This is a genomic window from Tsukamurella serpentis (genome assembly GCF_054780975.1).
The window spans coordinates 44,836-66,187 of the sequence record NZ_BAAGVH010000003.1; the positions used below are offsets into that span (position 1 = coordinate 44,836).

At 70.7% G+C, this 21,352-nt stretch carries 17 protein-coding genes; 6 read left to right on the forward strand and 11 right to left on the reverse strand.

The features are described 5' to 3' along the window. Window positions 1-18 precede the first annotated feature (18 nt). Entirely contained in the window at window positions 19-1,725 is a 1,707-nt protein-coding gene (locus ACYVHG_RS08360) for a hypothetical protein (RefSeq protein WP_461166991.1), read from the reverse strand. Window positions 1,726-1,783: 58 nt separating this feature from the next. Here ACYVHG_RS08360 and ACYVHG_RS08365 point away from each other — a divergent pair, with 58 nt between their 5' ends. Next, window positions 1,784-2,983 carry a polysaccharide biosynthesis protein gene (locus ACYVHG_RS08365; RefSeq protein WP_461166992.1) on the forward strand — a complete coding sequence of 400 codons (1,200 nt, stop codon included), beginning with the start codon at window positions 1,784-1,786 and terminating at the stop codon, window positions 2,981-2,983. Here the strand turns inward: ACYVHG_RS08365 and ACYVHG_RS08370 are convergent. After that, window positions 2,913-4,241, reverse strand: coding sequence for a PorA family protein (locus ACYVHG_RS08370; RefSeq protein WP_461166993.1), 1,329 nt, complete (start codon window positions 4,239-4,241; stop codon window positions 2,913-2,915). The two genes, ACYVHG_RS08365 and ACYVHG_RS08370, sit on opposite strands and share 71 nt — an antisense overlap. A gap of 187 nt (window positions 4,242-4,428) precedes the next feature. On the opposite strand from ACYVHG_RS08370, the gene ACYVHG_RS08375 reads away from it, so the two are divergent. Then, window positions 4,429-5,631: an acyltransferase family protein gene (locus ACYVHG_RS08375; protein WP_461166994.1), complete on the forward strand. Its 1,203-nt coding sequence runs from the start codon at window positions 4,429-4,431 to the stop codon at window positions 5,629-5,631. Here ACYVHG_RS08375 and ACYVHG_RS08380 read toward each other — a convergent pair. From ACYVHG_RS08380 to ACYVHG_RS08390, 3 genes are read right to left on the reverse strand one after another with little or no spacing between them, the layout of a single operon-like run. Then, on the reverse strand, window positions 5,526-9,803 hold the full coding sequence (locus ACYVHG_RS08380; RefSeq protein WP_461166995.1) for an alpha-(1->3)-arabinofuranosyltransferase: 4,278 nt from the start codon (window positions 9,801-9,803) through the stop codon (window positions 5,526-5,528). The genes ACYVHG_RS08375 and ACYVHG_RS08380 overlap by 106 nt on opposite strands. Then, window positions 9,790-9,990: a DUF2613 family protein gene (locus tag ACYVHG_RS08385; RefSeq protein ID WP_461166996.1), complete on the reverse strand. Its 201-nt coding sequence runs from the start codon at window positions 9,988-9,990 to the stop codon at window positions 9,790-9,792. Before ACYVHG_RS08385 ends, ACYVHG_RS08380 begins: the two co-directional genes overlap by 14 nt. 51 nt (window positions 9,991-10,041) lie before the next feature. Further along, window positions 10,042-10,536, reverse strand: coding sequence for a universal stress protein (locus tag ACYVHG_RS08390; RefSeq protein ID WP_461166997.1), 495 nt, complete (start codon window positions 10,534-10,536; stop codon window positions 10,042-10,044). Between the two features lie 109 nt (window positions 10,537-10,645). Here ACYVHG_RS08390 and ACYVHG_RS08395 point away from each other — a divergent pair, with 109 nt between their 5' ends. Together ACYVHG_RS08395 and ACYVHG_RS08400 are read left to right on the forward strand one after the other, a co-directional pair. Further along, window positions 10,646-11,824 carry a glycoside hydrolase family 3 N-terminal domain-containing protein gene (locus ACYVHG_RS08395; protein WP_461166998.1) on the forward strand — a complete coding sequence of 393 codons (1,179 nt, stop codon included), beginning with the start codon at window positions 10,646-10,648 and terminating at the stop codon, window positions 11,822-11,824. 72 nt (window positions 11,825-11,896) lie between these two features. Beyond that, the gene (locus ACYVHG_RS08400) at window positions 11,897-12,493 is read left to right on the forward strand and encodes a TetR/AcrR family transcriptional regulator (protein WP_461166999.1); all 597 of its coding nucleotides are present in this window, start codon (window positions 11,897-11,899) and stop codon (window positions 12,491-12,493) included. A gap of 91 nt (window positions 12,494-12,584) precedes the next feature. Here ACYVHG_RS08400 and ACYVHG_RS08405 read toward each other — a convergent pair whose 3' ends face one another. Further along, a complete protein-coding gene (locus ACYVHG_RS08405) occupies window positions 12,585-13,466 on the reverse strand; it encodes a MaoC/PaaZ C-terminal domain-containing protein (protein WP_461167000.1) in 882 nt (293 codons plus the stop codon). Window position 13,467: 1 nt separating this feature from the next. Further along, window positions 13,468-14,826, reverse strand: coding sequence for a 3-oxoacyl-ACP reductase (locus ACYVHG_RS08410; protein ID WP_461167001.1), 1,359 nt, complete (start codon window positions 14,824-14,826; stop codon window positions 13,468-13,470). Between the two features lie 104 nt (window positions 14,827-14,930). On the opposite strand from ACYVHG_RS08410, the gene ACYVHG_RS08415 reads away from it, so the two are divergent. Then, window positions 14,931-16,214 carry an acetyl-CoA C-acetyltransferase gene (locus tag ACYVHG_RS08415; protein WP_461167002.1) on the forward strand — a complete coding sequence of 428 codons (1,284 nt, stop codon included), beginning with the start codon at window positions 14,931-14,933 and terminating at the stop codon, window positions 16,212-16,214. 19 nt (window positions 16,215-16,233) lie between these two features. Further along, window positions 16,234-16,734, forward strand: coding sequence for a hypothetical protein (locus tag ACYVHG_RS08420; protein WP_461167003.1), 501 nt, complete (start codon window positions 16,234-16,236; stop codon window positions 16,732-16,734). Here the strand turns inward: ACYVHG_RS08420 and ACYVHG_RS08425 are convergent. The 4 genes from ACYVHG_RS08425 to ACYVHG_RS08440 all read right to left on the reverse strand — a co-directional run bounded on the left by ACYVHG_RS08425 (window position 16,731) and on the right by ACYVHG_RS08440 (window position 21,247). Beyond that, window positions 16,731-17,798 (reverse strand): acyltransferase family protein, encoded by a 1,068-nt coding sequence (locus tag ACYVHG_RS08425; protein ID WP_461167004.1) that lies wholly within the window; start codon window positions 17,796-17,798, stop codon window positions 16,731-16,733. The genes ACYVHG_RS08420 and ACYVHG_RS08425 overlap by 4 nt on opposite strands. 133 nt (window positions 17,799-17,931) lie before the next feature. Further along, the gene (locus ACYVHG_RS08430; protein WP_461167005.1) at window positions 17,932-19,764 is read right to left on the reverse strand and encodes an acyl-CoA dehydrogenase; all 1,833 of its coding nucleotides are present in this window, start codon (window positions 19,762-19,764) and stop codon (window positions 17,932-17,934) included. Window positions 19,765-19,895: 131 nt separating this feature from the next. Then, window positions 19,896-20,480, reverse strand: a complete 585-nt coding sequence (locus tag ACYVHG_RS08435) for a class I SAM-dependent methyltransferase (RefSeq protein ID WP_461167006.1) — start codon at window positions 20,478-20,480, stop codon at window positions 19,896-19,898. After that, the gene (locus ACYVHG_RS08440) at window positions 20,477-21,247 is read right to left on the reverse strand and encodes a deoxyribonuclease IV (RefSeq protein ID WP_461167007.1); all 771 of its coding nucleotides are present in this window, start codon (window positions 21,245-21,247) and stop codon (window positions 20,477-20,479) included. Before ACYVHG_RS08440 ends, ACYVHG_RS08435 begins: the two co-directional genes overlap by 4 nt. Between the last annotated feature and the right edge of the window lie 105 nt (window positions 21,248-21,352).

The following is a 21,352-nucleotide window of genomic DNA, read 5'->3' on the forward strand; positions in this document are numbered from 1 at the left end:
ACTAAGATTTAGTGGTGTTCAATCCCGCAAAGCCGCTCGCGATACGGCTCGTCCCGGCTGCCGGCGACCGCCGAAAACGCAGATCAGGGCGCCGCTGAGCAGAGTCGCGAGCCATACCAGGTGCGCCGCCCAGGCGCCCGCCCGCACCTGCGACGACGGTCCGGCCACCGCAGCGACCTCCCCGGGAACCCGGTACAGCTGCAACCGGCCGGTATCGACGGTGCGCTCCAGACCCGGCAGGGCGGTGGCCGGGAATGCGGGGGCACCGTCGATCACCACCGCCTCGACCAGCACCCAGCCCACACCGAGCGCGGCCAGCCTGCCCGCCAGAGCCTCACCGCCCGCGGCCAGCGCGTCCTCCGCATCCGCCGCGACACCGGGCACCCGGTCCACCGAGCGGCCACCGACCCGCAGCTCACCGGTCTGCAACACCGGCGCTCGCAGCATCCGCGGCGCCGGGTCGAGAACCGGAGCCGCCGGACCGTACGGATACACCCGGAACATCCCCGGCGGTAGCACCGCCACCGCCCCCCGATCAGCCGGCACCGCATCGGCGACGGTGCGCCAGTCCGCCGGATAGCTCACCGGCGCCAGGGCACCCCCGACTCCCCACGCCAGCGACGGCAACACCGCCACCGGCACCGCGACCGCCACGGTGGCCGCCGCCGCCCGGGCCGCGGGCACCGCGGCCACCAGCGCCGCCGCGCACGTCGCGTACAGCGGCACCATCAGAGCCACCCACTTCTGCCCGTCGCGTAGCAGACCACTCCCCGGAATCGCCTGCACCACCAGCTCGAGCAGCGACAACCCAGGACCCGTCGCCGCCAACGCCGGCAGCACTACCGCCCCCAGGGCCAGCAGCGCCAGGCCTCCCAGCGGCGGCGCGAACAGGCGGTGCCGCACTACCGCCAACCCACCGACCAGCACAGCCGCAGCGAGCACCGTCCACAACCACGGAACGCCGTCCGGTACCGCCTGGCGGTTCCAGATACCGCCGAGCCCCAGCAACGACCCCAGCGTCCCCAGGCCCGGCTCGGCGCGAGCCGAGAACGCCGCCACACTGGCCGGATCCGCGCGCACCCCGCTGCCCGAGACGATCGACGGATACACCCACGGTGCCGCCGCGCACAGGAACAGCACCACCTGCCAGGCCCACCGCCGCGGTGCCACCACCACGGCCGTGACCAGTGCGAACACCGCCCCGGTGGGAGTCAGGCCACCGGCCGCCAGGCACGCCGCGAAACCGCCGAGCTGCCGCAGTCCGGTCAGCCGCAGACCCACCACCACGGTCCACCCGATCGCCGCGTACCCGGCCAGCAGGCTCCAGTGCCCCTGCAACAGCCGCTCCGCGACGAACGGATTCCACAACGCCACCGTCGACGCCGCGAGACCGGCACCCAGGCCCGCCTCCCGGCCCACCGCCGTCAGCACGGCGAGCGCGCACCGCCCGAAACCCCAGCCCGCGGCGACCAGCGCCACGAACAGCGCAGCCGTGACCAGCACGCCACCGTCGACCACTGAGGAGCCGAGCGCCAGCAACCAGTCCTGCGGGGTGGCGCGGGCGGCGTTACCGCCGAGACCGAGCGCGGCGTCGGTGAGGAAGGAGCGGGGCGTGGAGACCGCGTCCCGGAGCAGGAGATACCGCCCCCCGAACGCCAACGGGCCCAGAATCACGCAGGTGAGCACGACGGACCAGGCGGCGAGGGCCGGATCACGCGATCTCATCGGCCCCAGCCTACTGGCGCAGCGCGGTGGCCACGGCGTCGCCTGACAGAATGGCCGGGTGAGCGGACTGGCATGGGTGACCCTCGGCTCGATGCTCGCGAACCTCTGCTCGTACCTGGTGCACCTGCCCGCGAGCCGCTGGTTGGGGCCCTCGGGCTATGGGGAGTTCGCGGCACTGCTGCAACTGTCGCTCATCCTCGCCGTACCCGCCCTGGCTCTGCAGACGGTGGTCGCCCGACAGGTGGTGCGCGGCGCCGGCGCGGCGCAGATGCGCAGGTCCGGCTACCGGATCGCGCTCGGAGCCGGTGCCCTCGCAGCGGTCGCCGTACCGCTCGCCGCAGCGGGACTGCACACCGGCGCGGGTACCGCCGCCGCAGCACTGGCCGCCGCCCCCGCTCTGGTGCTGCTCGGCGTGGAACAGGGCATCCTGCAGGGCGGACGACGGTTCGGACGGCTCGCGGCGCTCCTCGCCGTCGCCGGTCTCGGGAAGCTGGTCTTCGTGGTCCCGGGCCTGGCCCTCGGGCCGGGCCCGGCACTGTTGGGGACCACCGTGGGGGCGCTGGTGGCCACCGGGATCGGACGGATGCTGGCCGGTGCACCCCCGGAGCGGTCCCCAGTGGCCGATGCCGGTCTGCGGTCCGTGCTGGCCGCGAGCTCGGTGCAACTGGTGCTGCTGGTCTTCGCGTCGATCGACCTGCTGCTCTCCCGGCCGGTACTCGGGCCGGTGGCGGCGGGAAGCTATGCACTCGGCGCCGTTGCCGCGAAGGCGGCGTTCTGGCTGCCGCAGGCCGTGGGAGTGGTCTTCTACCCGCGTCTGGCCACCCCTGAACACTCCCTGCGGGCACTGCGCACCGTCACCGCCCTGCTGACCGCACTCGGGCTGGCCTGCGTCGCCGGAGCGGCGGTGTGTGCGCCCCTGGTCACCGTGCTCGCCGGGGAACAGTACCGCCCGGTCCAGGACCGGCTGTGGCTGTTCGCCGCCCAGGGCGGCCTGCTGGCGCTGATGCAGGGCCTGCTGCTGTACGCCATCGCGATCGAACGGACCCGCCTGGCGATCCTGGCCTGGGCGGTGGCCGGCGTCGAGACGGTGCTCCTGCTGACCTGGCCGCGCACCGCCGGCGAAATGATCACAGCCGCGGCGCTGTGCGCGGCCGCGGCTGTGATCGTGATCGGTTCGACGGTGTCCGTCAGCGCCCGTCGCGCGGACGGAAGTCGATCGCCTCGGTCTGCGAGTCGTCCGGCCTCGGCTGAGCGTTGAACGCCTCCGTCACCGGCTCGTCCTGATCCTGAGCCGGACGAGCGGCGGTCGCGTCGTCGTCCAACGGGAGGGTCGGCGTGGGACCGGAACCCGAACGCCGGCCACCGGCCGGAGCCGCACCGCGCCCGACGAACAGCGCGAAGCCGCCCAGGCCCAGCGCGATCAGGCCCAGCACCGCACCCGCGACCGGGACCACGTACTTCGCGACGGCCAGTTTGTTCTGCGCCGACTTCGCGGCATCGGCCTGCGAGCGGACGGTGTCGCCCACCCAGCGCTGATTGGCGTCGAAGACGTCGAGCTTGAAGTCACGCACCGGACGCGGAGTGTTCGGTGCCACCTGACCGGGCAGACGGAACTGCTGCTGGTAGTGCAGCGACTGATCGACGATGATGCCCGACTTCGGATCGACCCACACGTCCACGCCGGTCTTCGCCCAGCGGTTGAGCGTGATGTCGTCCTTGGGATCGACGCCGCCGATGCCCCACCAGCCGGCCGGCATGGTCAGCACGGTGCCCAGCGTCGGATCGTTGCTGTCCCGGATCGTCGACAGGTCGGTCCAGTCGCGCTCACCGCGGAAGTGCAGCGTGTTGGTGCCGCTGACCTCCTTCTCCTCGACGAACTTCAGCGGAACGTTGCTGCGGGTGATCAGGTCGAAGAACTCGTACTTGCCGTCCTGCGAGGTGCCCGCCGGGAACCGGTACTGCAGGCCCTTGCGGTTGTCGAGCTTGACCGCCGGGGTGCTCTCACCCGGTGCGTAGGTGGCCTCGGAGGTCTTACCGGTGGGCTTGGCGGTCTCGCGGTCCAGCTGCACGCGGTCCAACCACGCCTGCACCAGTCCGTCGTCGCAGGGACGCTCGTTGGCGGCGGCGCCGGTGAGCTGCGGATGTCGCGGCTCGCCCTTGGTCTTGACCGACGGGACCACCATCGACATGCCGGACTGCACCGTCATCGTCGACTCGTCCGACGGTGCGGTCACCAGCGTGCGGGTCTGCGTGGTCACGCTGACCTCGCTGACCACTGCCTTCTGCTTGCCGATCGAGCACAGGTCCAGGGACTTCGCCGGGAACTCCGCGTCGGCCTGCGAATCCGCCGGCTTCTCCGACTTGGCCACCGTGGTGATGTCCAGGTCGAGAGGGATCGGCTTGAGCTTGCCCGCCACGTACACCGGTGCGGCGATCGCAGAGGTGATCAGCAGTGCGCCCAGGAAGATCAGGATCGGACCGATAACGCGTGCCAGCCGGCCACGGCCTACCGCCATCGAAAGCTCTCCTCACGGTCTTGCGGAGCACATGCGGGTCTCGCACGCGCCGTGGGCGATGCGTTCGCATACGCCTCCGAGTCCCTGAGCTTACAGGCAGCCGGCGCGCAGGCGGGTCCACGCGCGCGGACCGGCGCCGATTCCGGCATAAGGCCCGCCGCCCGTGCCCGGGTAGATTCGAGTCCCGATGACAGCCACTCAGACCAGCGACTTCCGGACGGCGCCGCCCGCGGGTGCGTCCGGTTTCGTGCCCGCCCTGGAGGGGATGCGGGCCTGTGCCGCGATCGCCGTCATGCTCACCCACACCGCCTTCCAGACTGGTCAGGTGGGGGATTCGGTGATGGGCAGGGTCTGGGGCCGATTCGATATGGCCGTCGCGCTGTTCTTCGGTCTGTCCGGTTTCCTGCTCTGGCGCGCGCACGCGCGGGCCGCCTGGTCCGACGGTGCGCCGCCCGCGGCCGGCCGGTACTACCGCTCGCGCATCGTGCGGATCGTGCCCGCCTACCTGGTGGTCGCGCTGGTGGCACTGGCCCTGCTGCCGCGTGCCGATCCCCCGTCCGGATCGACCTGGCTGGCGAACCTGTCACTGACCCAGGTCTTCGTGCCCTACTCGCTGACCGACGGCCTCACCCAGATGTGGTCGCTGTCGGTGGAGATGCTGTTCTACCTGCTGATGCCGATGGCCGCACTGGCGATCGCGCGGCTGCGCGGCGACCGGGCCCGCTGGCGGGTTCCCACCCTGCTCACCGTCGCCGCACTGTCGCTGAGCTGGGGATACTTCGGCGAGCTGCTACCGCTGCCGCGAGGGGTGAACCACCACAACTGGCTACCGTCGTACATCCCCTGGTTCGTCGCGGGGATCGTGCTCGCCGAGATCGTGGTGGCTCCGGCCACCCGGTTCGTGCGGGTGCGCAGGTACGCACGGCGCGGTCTCTGCTGGCCGGCGGCGCTACTGGTGTTCGCGGTGATCTGCACCCCACTCGGCGGGCCGGTGACCCTGCAGACGCCCACCGCGTGGCAGTTCGCGCTCCGCATGGCGTTCGGTGGAGTGCTCGGATTCCTGCTGCTCGCACCGTTGGTTCTCGAACCCGCCGGCGCACCCGCCCGGTGGCTCGGATCGGGGCCGATGCTCGCGCTCGGCCGCTGGTCCTACGGCATATTCATCTGGCACCTGGTGGTGCTCACCGCGATCTTCCCGCTGTTCGCCATCGTCCCGTTCAACGGGAACATGGTCACGGTCACCGTGCTGACGTCGGTGTTCTCGATCGCCGTCGCCGCGCTGAGCTACGCCTGGGTGGAGGAGCCCGCCCGACGCTGGCTTGCCCGCCACGAGGGCAGGCGCACCGCCGGCCAGGCCATCAGCAGCACCCCGGCCAACGCCAGGCCCTGAGGCCACGGCCCGTGACCGACGTAGCCGGCGTCGGAGTTCCACGGCCCGGTGGCCAGGAGCAGCATCCCCGCCAGCACGAACCCGGCCGCACCGAACACCCGTAGCCCGGCCCGGCGGTCCGCCGGGAGGTGCAGTCCGGACACCAGCACCGTCGCCGCCCCGGTCACCGCCCACAGCCCGAGACCGGCCCATCCGCTGAGCACGAATGCGGCCGCGCCCAGCGCCAGGCCCGCGACCATCCCCGACCGCCAGGCCCGCACCGGCGTACCCGCGCCGCGCGAAGGCGCCCCCGGGACCAGCGCCAACGCCGCCAGGATCACCAGCAGTGCCAGGCCCCCGAACAACCCGATCCGGTACGGCGCATTCAGCGCGTACCGCAGAGTCACCGGGCCGCCGGTCCCCGCGGGCACCACCCAACCCTGCTGCCAGCCGTTGACCGTGACCGGTTCGAGCGGGGTCCCGTCCGGTGCGCTCGCCGCCCAGCCGCTGTTGCGGCTCTCCGGTACCACCAGCACCTGCGCGGTGGACGGGTGATCGATCGCCACTACCCGCCGGTCCGGCGTCCAGCTGAGCACCTTGACCGCCTTGTCCGCGGCCGCCGGAGTCTCCGCAGCGGTGTCCAGAGTCAGGGTCTCGATGCTGAAGGCGGACCCCGGTGTCGCCACGACCTGCGTCTTCCCCGCGGGCAGCGGGACCGCCGGATCGCAGGCGACCGCCCGCACCGGGGCGCCGTCGCGCAGATGACGGGCGGTGGCGTCCACCCGGAAACGCACCTGCCGGTCACCGATCAGTACCGTCGGGCCGGCCTCGCAGGGCACCGTGATCCGCCGGTCCGGACGCGAGGGCTCCGAGCCGGGGACGGGCGCACCGTCGGCGCCGACCGCCTGCACCTCGGCCAGTCCCGGAGGCATCTTCTCCGGGAAGCCGAGCGCGTTGATGTTCAGCTTCTCCTCCCAGTCCAGCACCGAGATCGAGATCGAATCGGTGACTGCGGGATCCACCCGCACGGTGGCGCTGTCACCGTCGGCGGAGAGCTCGCGCACCTGCCGCCCGGTGCCGAGGTCGACCGCGATCCGGGTCGGCCGGGCCGGTGCCTCACCGCGGGGCAGTGCCAGTTTCAGGCCTGCGACCAGCTGCGACGAGGGCAGTCGCAATCGCAGGATCGGTTTCGGCGCAGTGGGCTGGGTCGCCGACTGCGGCGCCGTCCAGGTGGTGTTCGGGTCACCGTCGGTCGCGGCGGCACCGCTGCCCCGGCCGTCCCCGACCGCCGAGTCCGCGAAGCTCGACGGTGCGAGCGGGTCCGCGAGCAGCGTGGTCAGGGCCTGCCCGGGACGGGCGTGCAGAGTCATCGTCGGCGTCACTTCGGGGGCACCGGGGCCGTCGACGGTGCGCCGCAGCGGGCCCGGTTCCTCCGGTCCGATCGAGATGTCGGCGCACTGCACCGGTCCGGGCCCGCCGTTCTCGCCCGGCGTGACGACGCAGCCGGAGCGGCCCATCGACTCCTGACCGAAGACCCAGCGCTGCGCCGGACCCGACGCCGGCAGGACCACCTCGTGCCGGGCCTCGATCGGGGTGCCGCCGCGCGCATCGGTGAGCTGCGCCTCGGAGATCGCGAACTGGTTACCCCAGGTGCGGTCGGAGGTCTCCGCGGCGGTGATCCGCACCCAGCGCGTGGCTGCCGACGGCACCACCAGGGTGATCGGAGTCCCGGCGGTCACCGGATCGGAGTAGACGGTGCCGGCCTCAGTGCTGATCAGCAGGCGGTTCACCGCAGGGCCGAGGGCCCGGCCCACGGTCACGGTGACCGCGAGGTCCTCCCGCGGCTGCGGCAGGGTGAACTGCAACCACTGATTGATCGCGTGATCGAGCCCGGACGAGACCCAGGAGGTGTTCTTGTCACCGTCGACCGCGGCGGCCGGACCGGCGCCGGGCAGCACCGTCCCCAGCTGGATCGCGTCGGCGGCGGAACTGGACGCGGTGACGGTGGCCCCGTCCCACCGCCCGTCCACCAGGCCGGCGCCGGGTACCGGGTAGTCGGGTAGCCGGTTGAGGGTGCGGCGCTGGTCGTCGGCGGTGCGGATCGCGGAACTGTGGTCGTCGACCCGGCCGTAGTCGGTCTCCCGGTTCTTCGGGGTGTCGGTCACCGTCAGCGGACCGTCGGGCAGTCCTGCGGCCCGCGCATCGGAGGCCAGCAGGGCGGCCCCGAGTTCGCGGCGTCCGGCGCCCGCGGCGTCGGCCTGCAGGGTGAGCAGTGATTCCGGTCCGCCGGCGATCCGCGGCATGGAACCCAGCTCGGCGAGGTACGGGCCGGTGGGCGTGTTGCCGTCCACCCGGTAGATCGTGATCGCCGGCAGCGGCGGACGCAGCCCCGAGTCCACCACTACCTTCTCGACCGTGGGCGGGGCGGTCTTCGGGCCGAACCTGGCCACCTCACTGATCCCGGGGGAGCCCTCGATCGCGGCCCGGGCGAGGGCCGGCCGGGCGGACCGGGACGTCTCCGGGTCCAGATCGGCGCGCAGCACGAGATAGGAGACGCCCTGACGGCGCAGCGTCGCCGCCAGGCCGGGTGACGGTGTGCCTGCCCGCAGCAGCCGCTGCACCGAGTCGAGGGCGCGGATCGCACCCGGCGGATTGAGCGGGATCGCATCGCGCACCGCCCACGGCGTCTGTGCCAGCGGCTGGATCGGCTCGTCGCGGGTCAGACCCCACAGCTGCGCGCCGAACGGGGCGCCGGGCACCACCAGGGCCCGTTCGGCGCGGGCCTGCCCCGGAGCGGTGCCGCCGGCGTTCGCCGAGAGCCAGTCCGCGGCCTGACTCCAGTAGTCCGGGATCTTCTGGTACGGACCGCGCGGCGCGAGCTTGCCGGTCCAGGCCATGCCGCCGGCCAGCGCCAGCACCACCACCACCGCCAGGGCTCCGGCCGCCAGCCGGTCCTGCTCCGGGTGTGCCAGCGCCCGCCGCACCCGGGCCGGGGCGACGGTGCCCGGCAGCGGAGCCCGCGCCAGCAGATGCGTCAACCCCATGACCAGGGGCAATCGCAGGAACGGTTCGAGCTTATAGACGTTGCGCAGCGGTGCGCCGACGCTGTCGAGGAAGACCCGCACCGGTTCGGCGATCGGCGAACCGAGCCGGCTGGCGTACCCGGCGCCGATCGCGGTCAGGCCCACCAGCAGCACCGTCGCCCAGACGCCCCGTTCGGGCATGCGGCGCATGGTGAGTCCGGCGATTCCGGCGGCGGCGACCAGGCCGGTCACCACCACCGCGGCGGGAGCGGTGGTGAGCATCGCCCCGGCGGCGCGCTCGTCGGAGATGAACGGACTCCACGAGGTGGTGCCGCGCAGCACCTCCGGCACCGACGCCCACTGCGTAGTGGCGCGAGCGGATTCGATGAACTCCAGGAACGGCGGGCTGACCCGGCCCATGATCAGCAGCGGCACGATCCACCAGGTGGTGGCGAGCAGGACGCACACCGTCCACCAGGCGGTGAAGACCCAGAACTGGCGGGTGGCGCCGCGTTCCCCCCGTGCACCCACCCGGGCGTGCAGCAGCCACCACAGTGCGGCGACGGCGCATGCGAAACCGGTGGCGACAGCGTTGACCGCACCCATCAGGGCGACCGCCACCGCGGACTTCGCCGCCAGGTTCCGCAGCGGCTGATCGGTGCCCTGCAGCATCACCACCAGTGGTAACAACACCCACGGGGCCAGCATCACCGGTGCCGTTTCGGAACTGATCGCGCCCAGGGTGGTCAGTACCTGCGGGGCGAGCACGTAGGCGCAGGCGCCCACGATCCGGCTGCCGCGCGAACCGGTGCCGAGCGCCTCGGCCAGCCGGACGACGCCCCAGAACCCGGCGAACAGCAGCAGCGCCCACCACAATCGCTGGGTGATCCACGGCGGGACGTGCAGGAGTTGGCCGAGCGCGAAGAAGGCGCCGTGCGGGAAGAAGTACCCGTAGGCCTGGTTCTGCACCTGGCCCAGCGGGGACTGGCTCGACCACACGTTGGCCGCGCGGGTGAGGAAGCCGATCGGGTTCGCCGTCAGGTCGAGCTTGGTGTCGGCGACGATCCGCCCGGGCGCGCTGGCGAAACTGAGCGCGAGCAGGGCCAGGAAGGCCCAGGCGCCGGCCCGGCGGGAGAGCGGTGCTACGACCTGGGCGCTACTTGTTGGCACCCGAGTCGTCGCGCTCGCCGTAGTTCGACGAGCCCTGCAGGAAGCCCTTCTCCTTGGAGACGGTGTCCACGCTGGTCGACGGGCTGGTCTGGCTGACGGCGGCGCCGCTCACCAGGGCGAGGGCGACGGCGACGACGATGCCGGCGACCACGGCCGTGGCGCTGGCGATGATCGAAGTGCGGTCCATGCGGTGCAGTCTACAGGTCCGTCCGGGCGAGAGGTGGCCAGGAACGCGCGATCACAGCTCGTCGCAGCCCGACGGGACGATCATCACCGGCCGCTTGCAGCCCCGCAGTACGTGTTCGGAGACCGACGAATGCCACAGAGCCTTGATCCCGGAGATCCCGCGGCTGCCGGAGACGATCACGTTCACGTCCTCCTCGTCGGAGGCGGCGATGATCGCGGCCCAGACCGTGGTGGAGACCTCGGCCAGCTTGCCCTGTGCGGTGAAGCCGGCGGCCGTGGCGAGTTCCACGCCCTGGTCGTTGGTCTTCCGCGCCTCGGTGTGCACCACGTCGCTCTCGCGGGTCAGGGCGGTCTCCGCGGCGCCGGCGCCGGCCACCCCGCTCATCGCGGAGAGGCGGGCCGCCTGATGGATGGTCGATTCCCACGCGGTCACCACCACGGCATGGGTCTGGCGTCCCTGCGCGAGCACCGCGCTGGCGTACTTCACCGCGCGCTGCGAACTCTCCGAGCCGTCGTACGCGATCAGAACCTTCACGGGAGCACTCATGCCGATCACCTCGATCTTCGCGGTCGCCTGGGTCCAGGTTACGCCCGCGCGGAGCGTCCGGTGGCGGGGAAGGCGCATCGTGTCGGGAGGGTTTGAGACACTGGGCGCGATGCGATTGATACGGAACATCACGATCGTGGTCACCGCGGCGGCCGCTCTCACCGCCTGCGCGACCTCCGAGCCCGTCGTGCCGCAGACCGCAGCGCCGAGCCCGCTGAGTGCGACGACCGTGAGTTCGTCGCCTTCGAGCGTCCCGAGTGCCCCGAGCGACCCGGCCGTCCGCCCCGGGTGTGGGACTGACCTGCTGGCGAAGCTGTCGGTCCGGGAGAAGGTCGCCCAATTGATGATGGTGGGGGTGCGGAACGCCTCCGATGCGCGCAGCGCGGTCCGTCAGGGTGTGGGCGGCGTCTTCATCGGCAGTTGGACGGATGTCTCGGTGTTCTCCGGGGGTGTGCTGGCGCAGGTCGCCGCGTCGGGGCGGCTTCCGGCCATGGTCTCCGTCGACGAGGAGGGCGGACGTGTCTCCCGGGTGCCCGGTGCGAACCTGGTCTCGGCGCGCCAGCTGGCCCGCACGATGACGGTGCCGCAGGCCCGCGCCGAGGGGGGGCGCGTGGGCCGGCTGTTGAAGTCGAAGGGGATCACCGTCGACTTCGCGCCGGACGCCGACGTCTCCGCCCAGCCCGACGGTGCCGTGATCGGGGACCGCTCGTACTCCGACGATCCGCGTACCGTCGTCGCGTACTCGCAGGCCTTCGCCGCGGGGCTGCGTGAAGCCGGGGTGTACCCGGTGTTCAAGCACTTCCCCGGACACGGCAGCTCGTCCGGCGATTCGCACCTCGGAGGTGTGAGTGTGCCGCCGCTCAACGCGCTCAAACAGCGTGATCTGATCCCGTTCCGGGCGGCGGCGGCCACGCCGGGGTCGGGGATCATGGTCGGGCATCTACAGGTTCCCGGCCTCACCGAGCCGGGCCTGCCGACCAGCCTGAGCCCGGCGACGATGCGCCTGCTCAAGCAGGGCACCGGTTACGGTGCCAAGCCCTACGACGGTCCGGTGTTCACCGACGACCTCTCCGGGATGAAGGCGATCACCGACCGGTACTCGGTGCCACAGGCGGTGGTGAAGTCGCTGTCCGCGGGAGCCGACGTGGCACTGTGGATCTCGACCGATCAGCTCGGTGCCGCGATCTCGGCCGCCGATTCCGCTGTGCGCTCCGGTGAGCTCCCGGTGGCGCAACTCGACGACTCGGTGCTCCGGGTGGCGCGGGCGAAGCAGATCGTCCGTTGCTGAGTCGGACATAGCGAAAACTACTTACCAGTAACCGAGTGCCGTACCATCTGACTCGACAGTAAGGAGGCATCGGTGGCAGGTGGTACCAAGCGTTTGCCGCGGGCGGTTCGCGAGCAGCAGATGCTCGACGCCGCCATCACGGTGTTCTCGCGCAACGGATTCTACGAGACGTCGATGGATGCGGTTGCCCGGGAAGCGCATATCAGCAAGCCGATGCTGTACCTGTACTACGGGTCGAAGGACGATCTGTTCGCGGCCTGCGTCACCCGTGAGGCGGGGCGCTTCCTGCGCAGCATCGAGTTCGACGCCGCCCCCAACCTGCCTCCGCTGCAACGGCTGCGCTCGGTGATCGCGGGCTTCCTGAAGTACGTCGACGAGAACCGTGACGCCTGGCGGGTGATCTACCGTGAGGCCTCCGGCCAGGCGGCGTTCGCCGCGCTCACCGAGGTCAACCGGGAGCGGGTGGTCGAGATGACCGCGATCCTGTTGCAGCAGGCCGCGAAGTACGCGCCCGAGGGCACCGATTTCGAGCTCTACGCGGTGGCCCTGGTCGGCTCCGGCGAGGCGATCGCCGACCGGCTCGCCACCGGCAAGGTCGAGTTGGACCGGGCCGTGGAGATCATGACCTCGTTCCTGTGGGGCGGCATCCGAGGCGATCGCCCCGACTAGACCGGCGCGGTCTCTGTGAAAACGAGTGAATCCGGGGTCTTGAAGCCGAATTCGGCTTCAAGACCCCGGATTCTGCACTGTTCGCAGCGGGTTACAGCGCCGTGAGGGTCGCCGTGACGTGCGGGAAGCCCTTCTTGAGGTCCTTCGCGACGACCTCGGTATGGCCCTGGCGGGTCACGTAGAGGCCCACCTTGGCCGGCAGGATCACCGGGCGGCCGAATCGCACGTGGTGGACCACGGCGTCGGGGATCTCACCCTCGACCACGCCGAGCATCGCCGCAGCGGTCCACGCGCCGTGCGCGATGGACGACGGGAACCCGAAGGCCTTGCCGCCGAGCGGCGACATGTGGATCGGGTTGCGGTCACCGCTGACCGAGGCGTACCGGCGGATCAGACCGCCGTCGGCCTTGAGCAGCGCGTCCGGCGCACCCGGGCGGGCCTCCTTGGGCGTGGGCCCCGAGGGCTCGTCCGACAGTGAGGTGCGCTGCTGGATCATCATCGTCGACACCTCGGAGGCGACCGATGCGCCGGAGGCGTCGGTGAACTCGGTGGTGAAGTCGATCAGCATGCCCTTGCGGTGCTCACGCAGGTTGCCCACCGAGGTGCGCAGGGTCAGCTTCTCGCCGGGCACCACGCGGCGCAGCCGGGTGATGGTGTTCTCCACGTGCACCGACCCCACCGCGGCCGCGGGGAAGTCGTCCGCCAGGAACAGGTCCATGATGAGCGGGAACGAGAGCACGTAGAGGTACATCACCGGGACCTCGCCGGCGTTGCCCACGCCGATGGCGTCGCAGTACTCGCCGAGCCGCTCGGGATCGACCTCGACGGTCAGCTCCACCGAACGCGTGGGCAGCTTCGTGTCCATCGTGAGCCGGCCCTGCTTGCCGATCACCGGCAGGATCCCGCGCAGGCCGCGGGTCAGCACCGACAGGCTCGACGGCGGGGCCTGCAGGACGGTCGTGTTGTCCGCCATATCAGGCTCCCAGCAGGCTCTGACCGCACACGCGCACGACGTTGCCGGTCACCGCGTTCGAGCTGGGCGCGGCGAAGTAGGCCACGGTCTCGGCCACGTCCACGGTCTGGCCGCCCTGCTGCAGCGAGTTCATCAGGCGGCCGGCCTGGCGGGTGGCCAGCGGGATCGCGGCGGTCATGGCGGTCTCGATGAAACCGGGGGCGACCGCGTTGATGGTGATGTTCTTCTTCGCCAGGATCGGGGCGTAGGCGTCGACGATGCCGATCACGCCGGCCTTGGTGGCGCCGTAGTTGGTCTGTCCGCGGTTACCGGCGATACCGGCGATCGAGGAGACGTCCACGACGGAGCCGCCCTCGTTCAGTGCGTCGGCCTCCAGCAGGGCGTCCACCAGTTGCTTCGGCGCCTTCAGGTTCACCGCCATGACCGAGTTCCAGCGGCCCTCGTCCATGTTGGCGAGCAGCTTGTCGCGGGTGATGCCGGCGTTGTTGACGATGATGTCCAGACCCTTGTGGCGGGTCTTGACCAGCTCGGCGACCTTCTGCCCGGCGTCGGCGGCGGTCACGTCGAGCGGCAGTGCCGTGCCGCCGATCTTGTTCGCCACGGCCGAGAGGGCCTCGCCGGCGGCGGGGATGTCGGCGGCGATGACGTGGGCACCGTCGCGCGAGAGCACCTCGGCGATGGTGGCGCCGATGCCGCGGGCGGCACCGGTGACCAGGGCGACCTTGCCGGCCAGCGGCTTGTCCCAGTCGGCAGGCGCCTGTGCGTCACGCTCGGTCACACGGATCACCTGGGCGTCGACGTACGCCGACTTGCCCGAGAGCAGGAAGCGCAGCGTCGAGGCCAGGCCCGAGGCGCCGGTGGCGGCGTCCGGGTGCACGTAGACCAGCTGGGCGGTGGCGCCGTCGCGCAGCTCCTTGGCCACCGAACGGGTGAAACCCTCGAGGGCGCGCGCGGCGATGTGCTCGTCGACGTTCTCGATCAGCTCCGGAGTGGTGCCGAGGACGACCAGGCGGGCGCTGTTGCCGAGCGAGCGCATCTGCGGGGCGAAGAACTCGTACAGACCGATCAGCTCGTCGATCGAGGTGATGCCGGTGGCGTCGAAGACGGCGCCGCCGAGCTTCTCGGAGCCGCGGGCGCTGCCGTTGTTGACCACCAGGTCGTAATCGGCGAGAAGCTCGCGAACCGGCTCCACCAGGCGGCCCTTGCCGCCGAGCAGGACCGGTCCGGTGAGAGCGGGCTTACCGGCCTGGTAGCGGCGTAGCGTGGGAGGCTGGGGCAGGCCGAGGCGGCTCGCCAGGAAGGAGCCGGGTCCCGACTTCACGAAGGCCGCGTAGAAGTCCGTGCTGGGTGCATCAGGCATGTGGGGTACCTCATCCGTGGGGGTTCCGATAGGCTATCGACAAGCAACTTACTCCAGAGTAAGAATACTCGGTAGTAGCAACCCTCAGATTCCAGGGAGAAACCGTGGCAAACATCGAAACCCGGCCGGTCGCCATCCTCGGCGGCAACCGCATCCCCTTCGCCCGTTCTGACCGCGCCTACGCCAAGGCCAGCAACCAGGACATGTTCACCGCAGCCCTCAACGGCCTGGTGAGCCGGTTCAACCTGCAGGGCGAGCAGCTCGGCACCGTGGTCGGCGGCGCCGTGCTCAAGCACAGCCGTGACTTCAACCTGATCCGCGAGTCGGTGCTCAGCAGCCCCCTGAGCCCCTACACCCCCGCGTTCGACGTGCAGCAGGCCTGCGCCACCGGCCTGCAGGCGATCAACGCCGCGGCTTCGGGCATCGCGCTCGGTCGCTACGAGGCCGCCGTCGGTGGCGGTGTGGACACCACCTCCGACGCCCCGATCGGCGTCTCCGAGGGCATGCGCAAGGTGCTGCTGGAGGTCAACCGCGCCAAGACCACCGTCGATCGGGTCAAGCTGCTCGGCAAGCTCCCGGCGAACCTGGGCCTGGACATCCCCCGCAACGGCGAGCCGCGTACCGGCATGTCGATGGGTGAGCACGCCGCCATCACCGCCAAGGAGATGGGCGTCGCCCGCGCCGACCAGGACGAGCTGGCCTACCTCAGCCACACGAACATGGCCGCCGCCTACGACCGCGGCTTCTTCGAGGACCTGATCACCCCGTACCTCGGCCTGACCCGGGACGACAACCTGCGCCCCGGCTCGACCGTGGAGAAGCTCGCCACCCTCAAGCCCGTCTTCGGCGTCTCGCTCGGCGATGCGACGATGACCGCCGGCAACTCCACCCCGCTCACCGACGGTGCCTCGACGGTGCTGATCTCGAGCGATGAGTGGGCCAAGGAGCGCGGGCTGCCGGTGCTCGCCTACCTCAAGGACGTCGAGTACTCGGCCGTCGATTACGTCGGCGGCGAGGACGGCCTGCTCATGGCGCCGACCTACGCGGTGGCGAAGATGCTCGCCCGCAACGGCCTGACCCTGCAGGACTTCGACTTCTACGAGATCCACGAGGCCTTCGCCTCGGTGGTCCTGGCCACGCTGCAGGCCTGGGAGTCGCCCGAGTACTGCAAGAACCGCCTGGGTCTGGACAAGCCGCTCGGCGCGATCGACCGGGCCAAGCTGAACGTCAACGGCTCCTCGCTGGCGGCCGGTCACCCGTTCGCCGCGACCGGTGGCCGCATGGTGGCCTCGGTGGCCAAGCAGATCCACGAGAACGGTGGCGGTCGCGCCCTGATCTCGATCTGCGCCGCCGGCGGCCAGGGTATCGTCGCCATCATCGAGGGCTGACCGGGACGGACGGGGCGGTATGAACGTCGGGATCCTCATCGTCGGGGCGGTGGCCGTTGTCGCCGTTCTCACGTTGATCGGTGTGCTCTGGTTCGTGCGCAGCTCGAACAAGCAGATCCAGGACTTCGCGAAGTCCACCGATCTGATCCCCGGCCGCCCCGGCCGTGCTCCGGCCGAATGGTCGACGTCCACCTCGACCGAGGCCAGACTGCATCAACGCACTCGCTACGCCATCGCGGACGTGCACCGCGGCGCCTACGCTCCGGCGGTGCCCCCGCCCGCGGATTCGGCGATCGCCGGGCCGGAGACCGACCTCGCCGACCTCGACGAGGCGGTCTTCGAGCTCGACGATGCGATCATCGCCGCCGCGCAACTCAGCGGTGAGGAGCGCACGAAGGCCCTGGGCGAACTCGAACCCAAGGTCGCGGCGCTGGAATCGCTGACCGGCAAACTGTGGGAGGCCCCGTCGGCCAAGCGGCGCGAGCTGATCGACGCCGTGACGGCGGTACTGCGCCGTTAGCCGCGGGATCCGGCGGCGCGCAGCCGCTCCACCGCACGGCTCAGCGCCCACGCCAGGGGCACCGTGATCACCGACGTCACCGCGACGATCACCCAGGTCGAGCCGGTGAACAGCGGCCAGTCGAAGACATCGCGCACCACCAGATCCAGCACCATCACGTGGATCAGGAAGTACTCGTAGCTGATCGACCCCAGCCACACCATCGGCCGTGAGCCCAGCGGGCCCGGCCGTCCGGTGGCGAACGCGGCCACCAGCAGCCCACCGATCAGCGCCTCCAGCAGGTACTTGAGCACCCCCTGCGCGGGGGAGGGCAGTGACAGGTCGATCGGTCCGGCCGCCGGTGTCAGCAGCACCCCGTAGGCCAGCGCGGCGACCAGCAGCAGCGGCAGTCGTGGCAACCGCACTCGATCGACCAACAGCGCCACCGTGATCCCGGCCGCGAAGGCCGCGGCGTACCCGGGCGGCCAGGACCGTGCGGTCTTGCCGAAGACCTCCGTCGCGATCACCAGGGTCAGCCAGCCCACCGAGAACGCCAGCATCGTCGCGGGCACGATCCACAGCCGCGGGCGCACCCGGATCAGCCACAGTCCCAGTAGTGGCAGCAGCAGGTAGAACACCACTTCCACGCACATGCTCCACATCTGGGTCAGGCCGGAATGCACGTGCCCCACGCCGTAGATCTGCACCAGCAGCAGGTGTCGCAGGTAGCCGCCCGGTCCGTGACCGGAGGTCGAGTCGTCGCTGCGCCACAGGTAGATCAGGTAGACGACGGTGACCACGATCCAGTAGGCGGGCAGGATCCGCCAGGCCCGGGCCGTGAGGTACCGGCGCAGGTCCGGGCGGTGCCCGTCGCCGCGAGCGGCCCGCACCCAGGGCCGCACCAGGAGGAATCCGGAGAGGGCGAAGAACACCGGTACCGCTGTCTCCAGCCGCGCGTAGGCCGCCCCGAGCAGATCGGGGCGGAAATCGCCGGCCCAGAACGCGGCGTGCGTGATGCACACCCCGAGCGCCGCCACCGCCCGCAGGCCGGTGAGCGCGGGAATCCGCTGCTCTGCTGGCGCCATCCGAGTGCTCTCCGCTGATCGTGTCGCAGGCCGGGTCTTCCGATCCTACGGTGCCCGGGAACGGGTGAGGGCGCCCCGACCGGATCCGGTCGGGGCGCCCTCGAGGTCTATCTACCGCTGACGGCGGCGACGATCAGAACGCGGCCTCGTCGAGGTCCATCGGATCGTTGTTGACCGCGGCGATGATCTCCTTGATCGAGGTCAGCTGCGGCAGCATGTTCGCGGCGAAGAACTTCGCGACGCCCACCTTGCCCTCGTAGAAGGACTTGTCGGCACCGGTGGCGCCACCGTCGAGCTTGGCCTGCGCGACGACGGCCTGGTGCAGCAGGCGCCAGCCGACCATCAGGTCGCCGAAGGCCATCAGGAAGCGCACCGAGCCCAGGCCCACCTTGTACAGCTCCTTGGGCTCCTGCTGCGAGGCGAGCGCGAAACCGGTGAGCGTGGCGGCCATCGCCTGCACGTCCTCGGCGGCGGTCTTGAGCTGCGCCACCTGCTCGGCGAACGGGCCGTCGATATTGGCCTCGATGAACTTGGTGACCTCGCCGGCCACGTGGCCCAGGGCCGCGCCGCGGTCCCGGAGGATCTTGCGGAAGAAGAAGTCCTGGGCCTGGATGGCGGTGGTGCCCTCGTACAGCGAGTCGATCTTCGAGTCGCGGACGTACTGCTCGATCGGGTAGTCCTGCAGGAAGCCCGAGCCGCCGAAGGTTTGCAGCGACTCCTGGCCGAGCAGGGTGAAGGCGCGCTCGGAGCCGACGCCCTTGACGATCGGCAGCAGCAGGTCGTTGATCTTGTAGGCCATCTCGGCGTCGGCGCCGGAGACCGGGGTCGCGGTGCGGACGTCCTGGTGCGCGGCGGTGTAGAGGTAGACCGCACGCAGGCCCTCGGCGTAGGCCTTCTGGGTCAGCAGCGAGCGACGCACGTCCGGGTGGTGGGTGATGCTCACCCGCGGCGCGGTCTTGTCGGTCATCTGGGTCAGGTCGGCACCCTGGATGCGCTCCTTGGCGTACTCCAGCGCGTTCAGGTAGCCGGTCGACAGGGTGCCGATGGCCTTGGTGCCCACCATCATCCGGGCGTGCTCGATCACCTTGAACATCTGCGCGATGCCCTTGATCTCCTCGCCGACCAGCCAGCCCTTGGCGGGCTTGCCGTGGCCGCCGAAGGTGACCTCACAGGTGGTGGAGGACTTGATGCCCATCTTGTGCTCGACGCCGGTGACGTAGACGCCGTTCTCCTCGCCGAGGTTGCCCTCCTCGTCGAAGTGGAACTTCGGAACGAAGTACAGGCCCAGGCCCTTGGTGCCGGGGGCGCCGCCCTCGGGGCGGGCCAGCACCAGGTGGAAGGTGGACTCGAACATGCCGTCCATCACGGCGGAGGTGATGAAGCGCTTGACGCCCTCGATGTGCCAGGAGCCGTCCTCCTGCTTGATGGCCTTGGTGCGGCCGGCGCCCACGTCCGAGCCGGCGTCCGGCTCGGTGAGCACCATGGTGGCGTTCCAGTTGCGCTCGGCGCAGATCTTGGCCCACTTCTTCTGCTCGTCGGTGCCCTCGTCGAAGAGGATCTGCGCGAAGCCGGGGCCCGCGGCGAACATGAAGACGGGCGGGTTGGCGCCGAGGAACATCTCGCCGATGCCCCAGTACAGCGAGCGGGGCACGTCGGTGCCGCCGAGCTCCTCGTTGAGGCCGAGGTAGGCCCAGCCACCGTCGGAGAAGAACGCCTGCGACTTCTTGAAGGCCTCGTTGATGGTGACCTCGTGGGTCTCCGGGTTGAAGACCGGCGGGTTGCGGTCGGCCTCGGCGAAGGACTCCGCGATCGGGCCCTCGGCCTGACGGGCGGCCTCGCGCAGCATCTCCTTGGCGGTGTCCTCGTCGAGGTCGCCGTACGCACCGGACGCCAGCACCTCACCGACACCGAGATCCTCGAAGAGGTTGAACTCGATGTCGCGGACGTTGCTCTTGTAATGACCCATGGGGCTGTTCCACCTTCTCAGATCAGGCTGTCGGACTGTTACCTGCCGGTAAGTTACCACCCGGTAATATCAAAAGAATAACCTGCGGCCGGTCGCGGAAACAAGTGCCCCCGGCGCGTTGTCCACCTTCGCTACTCGTGTCGCCGCCGAGCGCGAACCACCAGGTCAGTACCTGTTCCGTGGTGTGGATCACTTTCCCGCCACTGAACGTGCTCGACCACCATGTCCGCGGGCAGCGCCTCGGACACCTCGGCCGCTCCGATGGTCGGCAGGCCCGGATGCGAGGGGGCCTTCTCGTGCGTGAGCAGCAGCAGGATCCCGCCGGGCGCGAGCGCCCGGGTCACCTTGGCGATCGACGCGGCCCGATGCTCCGGCTCCGGATGCACGAACGCCCACAGTGCGAGGTCGTAGGGCGGGTCCGGGATCGGGTCGACGGTCACGTCCAGCGGTGTCCAGTGCAGGCGGGCCCGGACGGTGCGGGGCGCCCGTGCGGCCACCGTCGCAGCCTTGTCCAGGCCCACGCGCGAGAAGTCGACGGCGGTGACGTCCCACGCGCGGGTGGCCAGCCACAGCGCGTGCCGGCCCTCGCCGGCGCCGATGTCGAGGGCGCGGCCGGGCGGTAGCACGGTGGCCTGTTCCACCAGGAACGGGTCGGGGGGTGCGCCCCAGATCAGGTCGGTGGCGCGGTAGCGGTCGTCCCAGTCGTCGGCGTTCACAGCAGTGCGTCCTTCAGATAGGCGACGTCGTCGGCGAGCCCCTCGGCGGGCGTCTCCAGGATGACCGGTGCCCCGGCGGCGCGGGCGACATCGGCCAGCAGGTCCGGATCGATGGTGCCGGACTGTAGATTCGCGTGCCGGTCCCGGGCGGAGTCGAAGTCGTCACGGGAGTTGTTCAGGTGCACCAGGTCGATCCGGCCGGTGATCGCCATCACCCGCTCGACGATGCCGAGCAGTTCCTCACCGCCGGCCCAGGCGTGGCAGGTGTCCAGGCAGAAGCCCGCGCCGTGTTCGCCGACGGCGTCCCACAGCCGGTCGATGGTCTCCAGCTGGCGGGCGATCGCCGCATCACCGCCCGCGGTGTTCTCGATCAGGATCGGCACGTCGAACCCGCCCTTGTCCTCCTGGCGGGTGAACAATTTCTTCCAGTTCTCGATCCCGGCCGCCAGATCCTCGCCTTCGCGTAGGTGACCGCCGTGCACCACCAGCCCGAACGCGCCGAGTTCCCCGGCGGCGGCGGCCTGCTGCTCCACCGCCTTGCGCGAGGGCATTCGCAGCCGGTTGTTCAGGCTGGCCACGTTGATCACGTACGCCGAGTGCACCACGATCTCCAGCGGGGAATCCCGGAGCGCCTCGGCCTGCGGGTGGGGCTCGGGCTTGCGCCAGCTCTGCGGATCCGAGACGAACATCTGGATCACGTCCACCCCGAGCTCGGCGGCGGTCTCGACGGGGTGGGTGTCGCTGCGGACATGGGCACCGATGCGCATACGTCCAGCGTAGTTGTTCGCCCGGCTCGGGTGGGTGTCCTGTGGAGGACCGCGGTCCTGTGGATGGGGGGCGATCTGCGCGTCGTCGGCGCCGGGCGACGGGAG

Bases quoted from the DNA above. Each gene is read 5' to 3' on its own strand.
- ACYVHG_RS08360 (WP_461166991.1), bottom strand. From the start codon at position 1,725: ATGAGATCGCGTGATCCGGCCCTCGCCGCCTGGTCCGTCGTGCTCACC.
- ACYVHG_RS08370 (WP_461166993.1), bottom strand. From the start codon at position 4,241: ATGGCGGTAGGCCGTGGCCGGCTGGCACGCGTTATCGGTCCGATCCTG.
- ACYVHG_RS08375 (WP_461166994.1), top strand. From the start codon at position 4,429: ATGACAGCCACTCAGACCAGCGACTTCCGGACGGCGCCGCCCGCGGGT.
- ACYVHG_RS08385 (WP_461166996.1), bottom strand. From the start codon at position 9,990: ATGGACCGCACTTCGATCATCGCCAGCGCCACGGCCGTGGTCGCCGGC.
- ACYVHG_RS08390 (WP_461166997.1), bottom strand. From the start codon at position 10,536: ATGAGTGCTCCCGTGAAGGTTCTGATCGCGTACGACGGCTCGGAGAGT.
- ACYVHG_RS08395 (WP_461166998.1), top strand. From the start codon at position 10,646: ATGCGATTGATACGGAACATCACGATCGTGGTCACCGCGGCGGCCGCT.
- ACYVHG_RS08405 (WP_461167000.1), bottom strand. From the start codon at position 13,466: ATGGCGGACAACACGACCGTCCTGCAGGCCCCGCCGTCGAGCCTGTCG.
- ACYVHG_RS08410 (WP_461167001.1), bottom strand. From the start codon at position 14,826: ATGCCTGATGCACCCAGCACGGACTTCTACGCGGCCTTCGTGAAGTCG.
- ACYVHG_RS08420 (WP_461167003.1), top strand. From the start codon at position 16,234: ATGAACGTCGGGATCCTCATCGTCGGGGCGGTGGCCGTTGTCGCCGTT.
- ACYVHG_RS08425 (WP_461167004.1), bottom strand. From the start codon at position 17,798: ATGGCGCCAGCAGAGCAGCGGATTCCCGCGCTCACCGGCCTGCGGGCG.
- ACYVHG_RS08430 (WP_461167005.1), bottom strand. From the start codon at position 19,764: ATGGGTCATTACAAGAGCAACGTCCGCGACATCGAGTTCAACCTCTTC.
- ACYVHG_RS08440 (WP_461167007.1), bottom strand. From the start codon at position 21,247: ATGCGCATCGGTGCCCATGTCCGCAGCGACACCCACCCCGTCGAGACC.